This is a genomic window from Synechococcus sp. UW86 (assembly GCF_900474085.1).
GTDB lineage: Bacteria > Cyanobacteriota > Cyanobacteriia > PCC-6307 > Cyanobiaceae > Parasynechococcus.
The window spans coordinates 42,872-56,450 of sequence record NZ_UCNU01000005.1 but is presented as its reverse complement, the minus strand read 5'-3'; the positions used below and the strand labels follow the sequence as shown (position 1 = coordinate 56,450).

At 63.1% G+C, this 13,579-nt stretch carries 12 protein-coding genes; 5 read left to right on the top strand and 7 right to left on the bottom strand.

Features of this window, described 5'->3' with window-relative positions; genetic code table 11:
- Positions 1–38: 38 nt before the first annotated feature.
- From glgB to DXY04_RS01355, 7 genes are read right to left on the bottom strand one after another with little or no spacing between them, the layout of a single operon-like run.
- Positions 39–2,336 (bottom strand): 1,4-alpha-glucan branching protein GlgB, encoded by a 2,298-nt coding sequence (glgB, locus tag DXY04_RS01380; RefSeq protein WP_115160672.1) that lies wholly within the window; start codon positions 2,334–2,336, stop codon positions 39–41.
- A gap of 60 nt (positions 2,337–2,396) precedes the next feature.
- Positions 2,397–2,942, bottom strand: a complete 546-nt coding sequence (locus tag DXY04_RS01375) for a DUF3887 domain-containing protein (RefSeq protein WP_244278539.1) — start codon at positions 2,940–2,942, stop codon at positions 2,397–2,399.
- Positions 2,897–3,106, bottom strand: coding sequence for a hypothetical protein (locus DXY04_RS12405; RefSeq protein ID WP_244278538.1), 210 nt, complete (start codon positions 3,104–3,106; stop codon positions 2,897–2,899). The genes DXY04_RS01375 and DXY04_RS12405 overlap by 46 nt, the downstream gene beginning before the upstream one ends.
- 10 nt (positions 3,107–3,116) lie before the next feature.
- Positions 3,117–4,721: a CocE/NonD family hydrolase gene (locus tag DXY04_RS01370; protein ID WP_115160671.1), complete on the bottom strand. Its 1,605-nt coding sequence runs from the start codon at positions 4,719–4,721 to the stop codon at positions 3,117–3,119.
- Complete coding sequence (locus tag DXY04_RS01365) at positions 4,711–4,992, bottom strand: hypothetical protein (RefSeq protein WP_244278537.1); 282 nt, start codon at positions 4,990–4,992, stop codon at positions 4,711–4,713. The genes DXY04_RS01370 and DXY04_RS01365 overlap by 11 nt, the downstream gene beginning before the upstream one ends.
- A gap of 46 nt (positions 4,993–5,038) precedes the next feature.
- Complete coding sequence (locus DXY04_RS01360) at positions 5,039–5,440, bottom strand: DUF4332 domain-containing protein (RefSeq protein WP_115160670.1); 402 nt, start codon at positions 5,438–5,440, stop codon at positions 5,039–5,041.
- Entirely contained in the window at positions 5,440–5,877 is a 438-nt protein-coding gene (locus DXY04_RS01355; RefSeq protein ID WP_115160669.1) for a Ycf51 family protein, read from the bottom strand. Before DXY04_RS01355 ends, DXY04_RS01360 begins: the two co-directional genes overlap by 1 nt.
- A 66-nt stretch (positions 5,878–5,943) precedes the next feature.
- Here DXY04_RS01355 and DXY04_RS01350 point away from each other — a divergent pair, with 66 nt between their 5' ends.
- Genes DXY04_RS01350 through DXY04_RS01330 form a run of 5 tightly spaced genes read left to right on the top strand, consistent with a single transcriptional unit; the run spans position 5,944 to position 13,578 of the window.
- Positions 5,944–10,395 (top strand): translocation/assembly module TamB domain-containing protein, encoded by a 4,452-nt coding sequence (locus DXY04_RS01350; RefSeq protein WP_244278536.1) that lies wholly within the window; start codon positions 5,944–5,946, stop codon positions 10,393–10,395.
- Between the two features lie 3 nt (positions 10,396–10,398).
- Complete coding sequence (locus DXY04_RS01345; protein ID WP_115160667.1) at positions 10,399–11,307, top strand: ROK family protein; 909 nt, start codon at positions 10,399–10,401, stop codon at positions 11,305–11,307.
- Positions 11,308–11,315: 8 nt separating this feature from the next.
- Positions 11,316–12,623, top strand: coding sequence for a glutamate-5-semialdehyde dehydrogenase (locus tag DXY04_RS01340; RefSeq protein ID WP_170951303.1), 1,308 nt, complete (start codon positions 11,316–11,318; stop codon positions 12,621–12,623).
- On the top strand, positions 12,623–12,994 hold the full coding sequence (locus DXY04_RS01335) for a dihydroneopterin aldolase (RefSeq protein WP_115160665.1): 372 nt from the start codon (positions 12,623–12,625) through the stop codon (positions 12,992–12,994). Before DXY04_RS01340 ends, DXY04_RS01335 begins: the two co-directional genes overlap by 1 nt.
- Complete coding sequence (locus DXY04_RS01330) at positions 12,991–13,578, top strand: triacylglycerol lipase (protein WP_115160664.1); 588 nt, start codon at positions 12,991–12,993, stop codon at positions 13,576–13,578. Before DXY04_RS01335 ends, DXY04_RS01330 begins: the two co-directional genes overlap by 4 nt.
- Position 13,579 lies beyond the last annotated feature (1 nt).

Sequence of the window (13,579 nt, the reverse complement as noted above, 5' to 3'; positions counted from 1 at the left end):
TTGGCTAGAGCTTTACCCCCTCTTTGTCATCACGTTCGTCACACGATGTTGTCCGGCTCGCTGCTGCTCAGGCTGCGTTTCGGGTCGTGCTTGAACACCATCAGGCTCAGCGGCGGCAGGCAGAGATCCAAGGAGTTCTCGTAGCCGTGGATGCCCCATTCGTCTGTTGGTTTGCCGCCCATGTTGCCGAGGTTGCTGCCGCCGTACTTGGCTGCATCAGAGTTGAAGATCTCTTCGTAGAACCCAGAGAGAGGAACGCCCACGCGGTAGTGGGAGTGACTTTGGGGCGTGAAGTTCGCCACCACCACCAGCCAGGTGCCGCTGGCACTTTCCCGACGCATGAAGCTGATCACGGAGTGGCGGTTGTCGTTGCAATCGATCCACTGGAAGCCGAACTGGTCGAAGTCGTCCCGCCAGAGGGCCGGTTCTGCCTTGTAGAGAACGTTGAGGTCATCCACCAACCGCTGGATGCCCTTGTGGGGTTCGTAGTTGAGCAGATCCCACTGGAGATCGCCCCACACATTCCATTCAGCCCGCTGGCCGAATTCCATCCCCATGAAGATCGTCTTCTTGCCGGGGTGCGTCCACATGTAGGAGAGCAACGCCCGGGTGTTGGCGTACTTCTGCCAGTCATCTCCCGGCATCTTGTGCAGGAGATGGCTCTTCCCGTGCACCACTTCATCGTGGCTCAGGGCCAGCATGAAGTTCTCGGTGTAGGTGTACCAGATCGAGAAGGTGATGTTGTTCTGGTGGAACTGGCGGAACCACGGGTCCAGCTCGAAGTAATCGAGCATGTCGTGCATCCAACCCATGTTCCATTTGAGGTTGAATCCAAGCCCGCCGCTGTCCGTTGGCTGCGTCACCATCGGCCAGGTGGTTGATTCCTCCGCGATCGAAAGGGCCCCTGGGAAGTGCTGGAACAGCACATGGTTGGCCTGCTGCAGGAAGCGAACGGCTTCGGTGTTCTCCCGACCGCCGTTCTCATTGGGGAGCCATTCCCCGTCGGGACGCAGGTAGTCGCGATAAAGCATCGAGGCCACAGCATCCACGCGAATGCCATCGATGTGGAACTGCTCGAACCAGAACACCAGGTTGGCGACGAGGAAATTACGAACCTCGTTTCGGCTGTAGTTGAAGATCAGCGTTCCCCATTCCTTGTGTTCCCCGATCCGGGGATCACTGTGTTCATAGAGATGGGTTCCATCAAAGAAGGCCAGGCCGTGGGCATCCTTCGGGAAGTGGCCCGGAACCCAGTCGATGATCACGCCGATGCCTTCGGCGTGACAGCGATCCACGAAGGCCCGGAATTCATCGGGCGTTCCGTAACGGCTGGTGGGGGCATACCAACCCGTCACCTGATAGCCCCAGGAGCCGTCGAAGGGATGCTCGGTGATCGGCATCACCTCGATGTGGGTGAAGCCCCTCTCCTTGACGTAGGGAATAAGGCGATCGGCGAGTTCGGCGTAGGTGAGCAGGCGAGCGCCGGGTTTCATCTCCGCGGCAGGAACGGGCGTCCGAGGGGTGCCGTCGGGTTGAATCCAGGGCTCATCCGCTGAGGCGTGGATCCAGCTGCCAAGGTGCATTTCATACACCGAGATCGGTTGATCGAGCGCGTCGCTGCTGTCGCGCTTCTGCATCCAGCCCTGATCGGACCATTGGTATCCGCCCAGGCGAGCCACAACGGAGCTGTTGTCCGGGCGAACCTCGTGCTGGAAGCCGTAAGGATCAGCCTTTTGGTAGCAGTGGCCTTCTTGAGTACGGATTTCGTACTTGTAGAGATGTCCCTCCTCGAGGCCGGGGATGAATAGTTCCCAGATGCCCCCGACGCGCTGCTGCATGGGGTGGTCACGTCCATCCCATGAATTCAGATCTCCAATCACGGAGACCGTGAGAGCGCTGGGCGCCCACAGGCAGAACATCACACCCCTGACCCCGTCACGCTCGGTGAGGTGGGCACCCATCTTTTGCCAGATGTGGTGATGGTTGCCTTCAGCAAACAGGTGGCGATCCATTTCGCCCATCCATTCGCCGCGGAAGGCCCAGGGGTCGTGTTGTTCGTGCACGATCCCGCCCCGCTCAACCCTGACCCGGTAAGTGCAGCCGGGGTCTCTGTTGAGCTGTGCCTCGAACACCCAGGGGTGGTTCGGCGTTGTCATGGCGATCTCGTCGCCAGCCTGCAACAGGGTGACTGTTTGGGCTTCCGGCATCCAGATCCGCACGGTCCAACCCTGATCCGAGGGTTGAGGACCAAGCACCGCAAACGGGTGGTCATGGCGACAATTCGCCAACCGTTCGCCGTCCTGCACCATCCAGTCGAGGACTGCGGCGACACCCATGGGAGATCTGTGAATTGGGCGAGATGTTAAGCCCGATTTACGAAACAGATCCGCTGTTGATCAGATGAAGTCTTGGGAAATGTCGACGTTGATGATCCGACCGTTTGCGTCAAAGATCACGAACAGGTTGGTGGTGGCCAGACCGAAGGCGACAGCCACCAGCACGAGCTGCTGATCGCCGCCTTGATGGGCGATCACAGCGTCCTTGACCTTGCGGAACCCACCTGACACCTGGCTGAGCTTGGTCCATTTGCGTTCCAGATCTCCCGGGGCCAGCTCCTCCTGGAGTTGGAGGGACATCTTGGATCGTGCGGCAATCCAGCGTCCTGCTGCCAGGTCGCGGGTGAAGTCGAGGGCCGTTGTCTCGATCGGCTGGATCCGGTCGCTCCACTTCCAGGCGAGCAGTTTGCCGTCCTCATCCAGCACCATCAGCACCCCTTCGTCACCGGATGCAGTGGTCACCACCGCATCGATGGTTGTTGTGTTGTAGCCAGGGGTCACGCTGACAACGCGGCTTGCATCAATGGCCGCGCGTTGGTTCAGGCGTGCCTGGACGGTGTTCATATCAACGCTGGTCTGAACCGGGGCTGCGAGAGCGTCATGCATGACGTCTCCTGGCGATTTTTGAGCGCCTCCAGCAGCAGTTCAGCCGCCGCCGTTGCCTGGGCTGGGGTGAGTTCGGTTCTGGTGAGTTGCTCCGCTGCTGCGGGACTGATCAACCCCATGGGAGCCGACAGAGCGATGGCCAGCAGGGCAGCGGAGAGCTTCAAAGCACAAACGTCAGTCGAGCTTCAGCCTGCCGGAATCAAAGGGGTTCAGCTGCAGGGTGGAGCCAGCAAGTTTCAGTGTCAGCGTCACCACACGATGCTCTGGGCTTGGTGCTCCGCAGGCAACGGCATCGTGGCCAGGGTTGACGCCAATGGCGGGCCACGCTGCTGCGGCAACGGAGATCCTCAGTCGATCGCCACAAGCCAGGCTCGCGTGCAGCGGCTGGAGGATCACGCTGCGCCTGGCTGGCTGCAACGCCTCCTCTCCGCGAATCCGGACGACTCCCGTGCTCAGTTGATCAACGCTGTTGGTTTCCGCGGGCAGGCGCGAGAGGCTGATGCAGAGATCAAACCCGGGCTGGTCCGCTTCGGCGTCCAACAGGAGGTGCGGTTGACCTGACAGCAGCAGCTCATCGACCAGGGGTGCGGTGGTGAATGTCGCGACGTCGCTGCGTTGATCCACGGCCGTGCGCTCAGCGGGGCCAGGGTTTGTTCCGAGGTGTCCTCCGATGGCCGGAACCGGTCGCCAGGGGTCGTGAACGATGACCACGCTTCCTTCTCCTTCTCCATCCGCCACAAGGGCGCCTTCACTTGGGTCGATGCAGGCCAGTCCATGGCTCCGCAGTCCCCATGACGCTGACCTGCCCGTGGCGGGTGCGGGGATCGCGTTCCACTGATGCTGGGTGATGTTCCAGAGCTGGTGACTGGGCTGCGGTTCCTGCGGGGGGCGATCCTGCAGATGTTGTTGGAAGAACTGAAGCATCAGCTGCTGGGTTTCCGGCCACCACTGCAGATGGGAGGCCGGCCCGATGTGCAGGGAGGGCTGCCCGCCGGCCGCTTGGCTGCGATGCCAGAGGTCCAGCAGACCCACCAGATGCGGATCCCACCATCCACCGATCAACAGCATCGGCCGCTGGAGCCAGCTCTCCGGGGCGTGATGAACCGTCCACTGCTGATCGTTGCTGGGGTCGTTGTTCAACCAGCTCCAGGTCATGCCTTCGGGGTCATGGCGCTCCAGCAGGGTTGGTCCGTCCCGCAGATAGCGGTTGTCTTCAAGGCTTCGGCGGATCTCCAGCCAGGCCGTTGCATCTCCGCGTCGCTGGGCCTGGAGGGCCGCTAGCTGCAGCCCCCATCCCAGGCCGAGGTGCCACCAGTGGGCACCGCCTTCACAACTCCAATGGCGTCGTTCGTCCAGGCCGGTCATCGCCGGAGCTGTGCACTCCGGCGGTGGGGCCGATTCAGCTGCGGTGAGCTGGGTCAGGCCCTGATAAGAAAACCCGTAGACCCCCAGGCGTCCATTGCATTCCGGCAGCTGCCGCAGCCAGGCATGGGTGGCGGGGGTGTCGGCTGCTTCCTGACCAAACCCCCGGAAACGTCCCTCCGACTCGCCTTGTCCTCGGACGTCCTGAACAACCACCAGGAAGCCATGGGACGCCCACCAACTGGGGTGGGCGTAGGTCACGGTTGAGGCGATGCGGCTCCCGTAGGGCTGCCGCATCAGCAGGGCAGGCCAGGGGCCTTCGCCGCTTGGATGCCACAACCGTGACCGCAGCACCACGCCATCGGCAGTCCTCAGCGCTGCAGACCGGCAGACAATTCCGCTGGTCTCAGCGGACATCGGCGCAATGCATCCCCACGATGTAGGTCATGAGGATTTCCGCATCCTGAAAACTCAGCTTCTCGCTGGCGGCGACCTGGTTGATGTAGGGCTTGGAGAATGCCGATCGGCCGTTGGCGTTCATTTGCCGGAACGAACGGCACATGGCCTTTGCTTTTTCAGGATTGCGTTTGACGCTGTTGAGCAAGTCCGAGTCAGCGGCAACCACGAGCAATGGTGAGCCCAGGAGCGCCAGAGCGATCAAAGCTGTGCGTAGGAGTTTCAAGTCCATAACAGGTTCATACGCAGGTTTGGATGTCAAGGCAGGGTGGCTGGGGTCAGTTCGCCAGTTGCCTGGCGCGGCGGATCCAATCGCCGGCCACCCGCAGATCCACCACGGCAGGCCGTTTGGTTCCAAGGCTGCGCTCCAGCCTTCCGGTCTGGCGCACGAGACGTTCAGGGGTGCATGCCGCCAGAGCGGCGGGCGTGGCGATGCCCGCATGCATCAGCAGCGCGGCGTCCTGGGGAGGCAAATCCAAGCGGCAGACCAAATCGGCCATGCCCCGCAGCCGCTTGAGGTTTCGGGCCGAAGCCTGGCCACTGCGGGCGAGTTGGCTCAGTTGCAGATCCGTTAGATCGCGAATGCTGGACCAGCGCTTGATACCGGCCCGATCCAGTTCCTGTTGTTCCCTGCGAAACGACTGGGGGAGCTCCTCGATCGCATCGTTGAAGTTCGGCATCAACGCAAGGTCTTGCTCACCTCGCCCAGGATGACGGGGCGTCCCAGCCCATCGCCCTCCGGCTGGATGCCCCGCAACCGCACCAGCACGGTGCTGCTGGAGCGACCTGAGCCGCGCAGGTTGCCCTCCAATTGCTCAAGGGTGGCTTGAACTGTTGTTAGGGCCAGGTCGGCAGGAACCTGGGCGACCACCAGGTCGTTGCCGTTATCGAACACGATCGGTGCCCGCACTGCACCCTCCACCACCACTGGCGGTGTGTAGCTCACGCCGAATGCCCAGCAACTCACGGCCAGAAGCAGGGTGAAGCTGCTCACGCCGACCAGTCGAAACCGAATGCCCCACTTGGCGAGAAAGGCAACTGCCGTTAGCGCTCCGAGCCCAAGCCCAGACCAACCCAGCCAGGGAGCGGCAGTAAGCAGCAGCTGATCGAAGGCCATGGGGTCTGGTGGACTGAAAACAGTCTCCTTATATTGCGCGAGATTCCGGGGAGACCGCCGCGTCTGATGGGGAAAACGCGGCGCAGGACCTGGTTGGTTGCGGGAAGTTTTGTTCTGGTCGGGGCTGGAGCAGCAGGCTTGATCGCCCTTGACCGCGCTGCCGAAGGCATCCTGAGCCGGGTGCGCCCCAGCTTGGAGCGCACGTTGTCGGGTCCTCTGGGCCACGACGTGGATCTTGGCCCTTACGAAGGACTTCGCCCCTTGGGCCTGGGGATCGCCATCGGGCCGAGTCGAATCTTGCCGTCGGCGGCGGATCGTTCTGAACTGAGCCTGGCGGGGCTGGAGGTGGGCCTTGCTCCCTTGGCGAGTCTTCGGCGTCTGCAACCGGTTCTGCAGATCACGGTGCACAGGCTGCGTGGTCAGTTGCAGGCCAATGAGGCTGGTGGGTACTGGACCTTTGGGCCCCTGAGCGGCGACGGCACCCTGCCGCGACTTGGCGTGCAGTACCGGTTGGCCGATCCTGCATTGCTCCGTTTCGGTCCTCAGCAGCAGACCCTTGAACTCCGCAGTCGGGGCGCAGTGCGGCTCGGGGAGGCTTTTTTCAGTACCGCATCGGAACTTCGCTGGCTCGACGCAGAAGGGGTGCTGCGGCTCGATGCACAAGGGCATTGGGATCGCCCTCGCTTCAGGCTTCGAACGCGGCTGGATCGGCTCAACCTGAAACCGTTGGGGGCCGTCATCGCCCCCGCTCAGGATCTGGATGCCTCTGGAACCTTGGAGGGAGATGTTCAGATCGGCTGGGCCGGTGGGTCGTTGAACTGTCGAGGTGGGCTCAGCCTCAAGCGTCTCGAACTTGCTGCGCTGAACAGCAATCGCCTCAGGGTCGCTTGCAAGGGCGATCAACTCACCTTGCAGCCCGCAACACTGCGTTACGGAGCCTTTGAGGCTCGGGCCTCAGGGTCCGTTGCCTTGAACAAGAGCTTTGATCTCCAGGCTGACGTTCGCCGTACAGACCTCAGCTCTGCAAGCCAGGACCGGTTGAAGCTCAGGATCCAGGGCCCCTGGGGGGAGCCCCGGTGGAGTACAGATGGTGAGATCCAGCTGCCTGAGGCCACAGGGCTCAACACAGTCCTGACGCTGGACGCTCAGTGGCGCACCCCCTGGTTGCAAGACCAGCAACCGTCTGTTGCCGTGGACAGGCTCCGCCTCAGTGCCCCGGGACTGCGCTTCGGGCTAGCCGGGACGATTGGATCCCGATTAGATCTGCGCAGCACGGAGCTGCAGATCGATCCCCGCTTCTGGTCTGCGCTGCCGACCCTGCAGGCCGGACTGGGCCAAACCGCTCCGCTCCTTGGAAGCGTCGACGTCATTGGTGGGTTGGCGTCACCGGAGCTGAGCCTGAAGCTTGGCCAGGCGTCCAACCCGTTTCTGGACGAGTGGTCGTTTCAGACCCGATGGTCCTCGCAGGACTCCGCCCTGGTGCTGGATCACTTCACCAGTCCGCTGTTGCGGGCGGAAGCGCGCCTTCCTCTTCAACTGGCCCAGGGGCGGTTGCAAACCGGTGAGCTTCAGAGCGGCTTTGAACTCCAACCTTTCAGCCTGAGCCGTTTCACCCCCTTGATCGGCACGCCGCTGGGCGGGCAGGTGGCGGCGCGGGGTCGCGTGAAGGGTCCCCTGTCGGGGCTTCAGCCCGACATCAGCCTGACGCTGAATCAACCCCGCGTTGGTGCCTTGCAGGTTCCCGAACGCTGGCAAGGCAGCCTCAACGGTGAACTGGGCCGTGGTGCTCGTCTGGCGATGGCGGCCCAGCAGCCTGTCGTGCCCGGCTCGCTCGTGGCTGAACTCGATGCCGATGCTTGGCCCAAGACCGTGCTCTTGCGCCGGGGTGAGGGGCAGTTGCGCTTGCGCGAGCTGGCTCCGGCTGGAGAGCAACGCCGCTACCACTGGCGTGCAGCGGACCTCAACATCGATGGACTTCGTTTCATCGTGCCGCCGGTCAACCAGCCCAAAGCGGTGGCAGGTCAGCTCTCGGGTGCAGGGAGCCTTGCCACGGGCCCCCTCGCGATCCGTGGGTCTGCCGTCATTGCGGACGGCTCGATGGCGGGGGTTGCCGTGCAGAGCCTCGAGCTGGAGGGGTCCCTCGGGGATGGCCGTTTTCAGGCCAATGCAGCACTGACGCCATTGCAGGGCAGCATTCGGCTGAAGGCCCGTGGCGATCTGGGTGGCTGGATGCACAGCGGCATCGAGGCCGAAGGCCTGGATGTGACCTGGCTGACGCTTCTGGCCCGTCAGTTGAGAGGGAGCGATCCCGAACCGGGCCTGGCCCCCGGCCGTGCCGAGGATCTCGGAACCCTGTTCATCAACACCTTTGGTGGGTCGCTTGATGGTCAGTTGCAAGCTCTGGCGGCATCGCGCCGGGCGATTGAGGCCTATGCCCTGGCTCACCCCCGCAAGGGCCCTGAGCTGGAGCGTCTGGAGGGGCGGGTCAATCTGTCGGGAACGATCGACGGTCCTGATCCAAAGCGCCTGAACGCCGATCTGATCGCCAAGGCCCACCTTTGGATTGAAGGGGATGACCAGGCCAAGGCACTCCAGCTTGAACCGATGGTCGCCACGCTTCGCGGCCCGTTGCTCGGTGGATCCGGTGACCTCTCCCTGCTGCAGGTTCCGCTCTCTCTGCTGGCGTTGTTGGCTCCTGTGCCGCCGCAGCTCCGCGGCAGTGTTGGCATCCGCGGCCGCTACAACCTCAGCGGAACGGCCCCCCTGCTGGTTTCCGATCTGCTGCTCGACTCCGCCAGCCTGGCGGGCCAGCCCCTGCAGTTGGAGCAGCGATCGGTTGTCGTTGAGCGTGAGTTGATCCGCTTGAACCTGGCCCTGAAGGGAGGCGAGAGCAAGGAAGCCGTCATCGTGTCCGGCACGGTGCCCTTCAACCCCGATTCGGATTTGAACCTGAGGCTGGAAAGCCATGGGGATGCCCTTGGCGTGTTGACGCTTCTCGCTGGGGATTCCCTGGCCGTGAAGCAGGGCAGCACCAATCTGCGGCTGTTGCTGCGCGGGCCGTTGAACCAACCGCAAGCCAATGGCTTTGTGGTGGTCAGCAATGGAGATCTCAGCATCGGTGAACAGGAGCTGAGTCGGATCAACGCCTCGATCCTGTTCGATTTCGATCGCGTCTTGGTGCAACGCCTGGAGGCTGAAGTGGGCCGCGGCGGCTTGCTGCGCGGTTCAGGAAGCCTTGGCTTGTTCACCCCCCAGAACGGGTCTTCACCGCTCACCCTGCAACTCAGCCAAGCTCAGATTCGACAGCCGATCGTGCAGTTCCAGGCCGATGGCGAACTGCAGGTTTCTGGAGCTTTGCTGCAACCCGTCCTCTCCGGACATCTGGACCTGTCGCGGGGCACGCTTCGGCCCCAGTCCGGCTTCTTCGGACGGTTGCGGCGGGGCGGAATTCAGGCCCCGGTTCCCACCGGAGTGGAGGGCTCCTCAGCGGCGGTGCAGCTCGGTCCTCAGGCGTTGAACACACTTTTGGAGGAGGAGTGGGACTTCCAGGAACCCCTGGTTCTGATGGGTCCCAACCGATCCATCCAAGCTCCGGATCAGCCGCAACGGTTCATGCCAACGCTGTCCGCCATCCGCCTTGAGAACCTTCGGCTAGCCCTCGGGCCGGACACCAGGGTGCTGATGCCCTCGATCAGTTTTCAAGGGGGGGGTGTGGTGACACTGAATGGCCCTGTCGACCCCTCTCTGCAGGCAAGAGGGGTGATCCGGCTTAATGCCGGCAGGATCTGGATTCCTCCTCTCGCTCCCCTCCGTTTGGATCCGCAGGAGGAGAACGTTGCGGTGTTCACGCCCTCGTTGGGACTTATTCCCTACGTAGATGTCGCTATGCAAGCCAGGGTCTCCGACACCGTTACCGCTGGCAACAGCGATCAGCTCACCAGCACCAACCTCTTTGCTTCAAATGGCACTGGCAGCGCTCACGCCGCGGTTGGCCAGCTTCGACTGGTGAAGGTCATGGTCCAGGCCACTGGCCCGGCCAACCGTCTGGGTGACAGAAACAATCTTGTTTTACGAAGCTCACCCCCGATGAGCGAGCAACAGCTGTTGGGTTTGATCGGTGGCAATTCCCTGGCTTCTTTAGGCAGTAATGGGGGAGCCGCGTTGGCCACGATGCTGAGTCAGTCGCTGCTGTCACCGGTGCTGGGCACGTTGACCGATGCCATGGGGCAACGGCTTCAGGTGGCGATCTTCCCCACCTACGTCAACCCCGAGGTGAAATCAGATAAGGAGCGCACCTCCGGCAACGTTTCGCCGACATTGACAGTGGTGACTGAGTTTGGTTTGGCGCTGACTGACAAACTCAACCTCTCCTTACTGATGGCACCGAACACAACCGATGTTGAAGTTCCTCCACAAGGAACGGTCTCCTATCGGCTGACACCGACCACGTCAGTTTCCGCGGCCATGGATGCCAATGGCACCTGGCAGAGCCAGTTGCAGGTGTTCTTCCGGTTCTGAGCCATGCCTACCGCGCAGGTGATTGGAGTGGATCTCGGGGGCACGGCGATCAAGCTGGCCCGGATTCGTGCTGATGGAACGGTGCTGGCTGAGGCGCAATGCCCCACACCGCAGCCCGCCGTACCTGGCGCCGTGACGATGGCCCTGTGTGACGCCATTGAACAGATTGATCCTGAGCATGCGGCTGAGGCGGTCGGCATTGGCCTCCCCGGTCCCATGGATGCGGCGGCTCGGGTGGCCCGGGTTTGCATCAACCTGCCCGGCTGGGAGGACGTGCCGCTGTCGGATTGGCTGGAGTCCAGGCTCAACCGCCGGGTCACCCTTGCCAACGATGGCAACTGTGCGGTGGTCGGTGAGGCCTGGCTGGGCGCCGCCCGTGGTGTTGATGATGTGGTGCTGCTGACCCTCGGAACCGGTGTGGGAGGGGGGGTGCTTCTAAGGGGTGAGCTGTTCACGGGCCACAACGGCGCTGCAGCGGAACCCGGTCTGATCGGGGTTCAGCCCGATGGTCCGGCCTGCAACAGCGGTAACCGTGGCTCCCTGGAGCAGTTCGCCAGCATCACCGGCCTGCGGCGCTTGTGTGATCGCGATCCCCGCGAGCTCAGTGCAGAGGCCGATGCTGGTGATCCGGAGGCCCTGGAGGTTTGGAGCCGTTACGGCGAGCGCCTGGGCTGTGGCGTTGCTTCGCTGGTGTACGTGTTCACGCCGCAGTTGGTGTTGCTGGGTGGCGGTCTGGCCGGTGCTGCCCGCCACTTTCTGCCAGCGGTGCGCCGCGAGGTGGAGTCGCGGGTTCAGGCCGTCTCAAGGGAGGGGTTGCGGATCGAAGCCGCCTGTCTGGGGAACGGCGCTGGACGCCTGGGGGCTGCGCGACTCGCTCTGCAGCGGCTGAACGGGATAATGGCTCCAGATTGATTGCCTTGATGTCCAGCGTTCCAGAGCCTTCTGCTGCGTTGCTGCAGCGTGCCGCGGCTGTTCGCCGTGCTGCTGTTGATCTGGGGCAGACCGATGACGGTCAGAGAGCTCAGGCGCTTCAGGCGATGGCGGACGCGCTGACCGACCGTGCGGAAAGCATCCTCGCGGCCAACCGTGAAGACCTCCAACGCTCTGCAGCCGAGGGGTTGGCGCCGGCTTTGATGGCGCGGCTGAAGCTTGATGACACCAAGTTGGCGGCGGCCATTGATGGCGTCCGCAAGGTGGCCAGCCTCAGTGACCCGCTGGGTTGTCGTCAGTTGCATCGGGAGCTGGATCAGGGCCTGGTGCTGGAACGGGTCTCCGTTCCGCTCGGGGTGGTGGGTGTGATCTTTGAAGCCAGGCCGGATGCGGTGATGCAGATCGCCTCGCTGGCGATCCGTTCGGGCAACGGTGCTCTGTTGAAAGGGGGCAGTGAGGCTCGCTGCACCAATGAGGCTGTGATGGAGGCCCTGCAGGCAGGCCTGGCGGCCAGTCCGGTGTCTGCCGATGCCCTGGCTCTGCTCACTACCCGTCAAGAAAGCCTGGCCTTGTTGCGTCTCGATGGCCTCGTGGACTTGATCATTCCCAGGGGAAGCAACGAACTGGTGCGCTTCATCCAGGACAACACCCGCATTCCGGTGCTGGGCCATGCCGATGGGGTGTGCCACCTCTACGTGGATGAGGCGGCCGACGTCGACAAAGCCGTTCGGGTGGCGGTGGACAGCAAGAGCCAGTACCCCGCCGCCTGCAACGCCATTGAGACCTTGCTGGTGCACCGCTCGATTGCGCAGCCTTTTCTCGCCGCGGCGCTGCCGGCCTTCGCTGCTGCCGGGGTGCAGCTGCGGGGCGATGCCGAGAGCGTGGCCCTTGGTGTGGCGGAAGCGGCCACGGAGGAGGACTGGAGCACGGAGTATCTGGATCTGATCCTGGCGGTGAAGCTGGTGGACGATCTCGAGGCAGCCACCGATCACATCCGCTCCTATGGCTCGCGTCACACCGAAGTGATCCTGACGGAAGATGCCCAGGCGGCTGATCGTTTCCTTGCGGCGGTGGATAGCGCAGGCGTCTATCACAACTGCTCCAGCCGCTTCGCCGATGGGTTCCGTTACGGATTCGGCGCTGAGGTGGGCATCAGCACCCAGACCCTGCCGCCCCGCGGACCCGTTGGTCTGGAAGGGTTGGTGACCTACCGCTATCGGTTGCGCGGCGAGGGCCACATCGCTGCCGACTACGCCAACGGCAGCCGCGTCTTCACCCACATCGATCGGCCGCTCTGATGGATTGCATCGGTGTGAGGGACCTGCGGTTGTGGGCCCACGTCGGGGTGTTGGAACAGGAACGTCGGGATGGCCAATGGTTCAGCCTTGATTTCAGTGTTCAGCTCGATCTGAAGGCTGCTGCCGTGGCCGACGACCTGAGCCGGAGCCTGGACTACGGCGTGGCCATTCAGGCCCTGCAAGGCTTGTCCCGGCAGGTTCGTTGCCTCACGATCGAGCACTTCAGCGAGCAGATGCTGGATCGGCTGGAAACGTTGTACGGGCCCATCCCGGTCTGGCTGCGATTGACCAAATGTGCTGCACCGGTTCCAGGATTTAACGGCCGCGTGTTCGTGGAACGCTCCCGCCATGGCGGCAGATCAGCCCTGTGAGCATCCCGTTGGTGCTGGTCCATGGTCTCTGGGACACGCCCCGCCTGTTTCATCGATTAATTCAGGGGTTGGACCAGCCCGATCGCCCGCTGCTGGCGCCGCATCTGCCCCATGGTCTGGGTTGGATTCCCCTGCGGCAGCTGGCCTCTCGCCTGGATCAGCACATCCAGCAGCGCTTTGGTGCTGACACCAGGGTTGATCTTCTGGGTTTTTCGATGGGGGGCGTGATCGGCAGGATCTGGCTGCAGGAACTGGGGGGGGTGCAGCGCACCCGGCGCTTCCTCAGCGTGGGCAGCCCGCAGCAGGGCACCCTGGCTGCACAGATGATTCCTCGTCCGCTCCTGGCCGGTGCGGCAGACATGAAAGTGGGAAGTCGCCTGCTGCGCGAGCTGAATCGCCAACCCGATGCCCTGGCTGGGGTCGAGTGCTCCAGTTTCTTTTGCCGCTGGGATCTGATGGTCTACCCCGGCTGGAGGGCCGTTCTGCCCTTGGGCCGGTGTGAGGAAATTCCGGTCTGGACCCATCAGCAACTGATCAGCCACCCCGCCGCGATTCGACGGCTCTGCAGCAGCTTGCGCGCCTGAG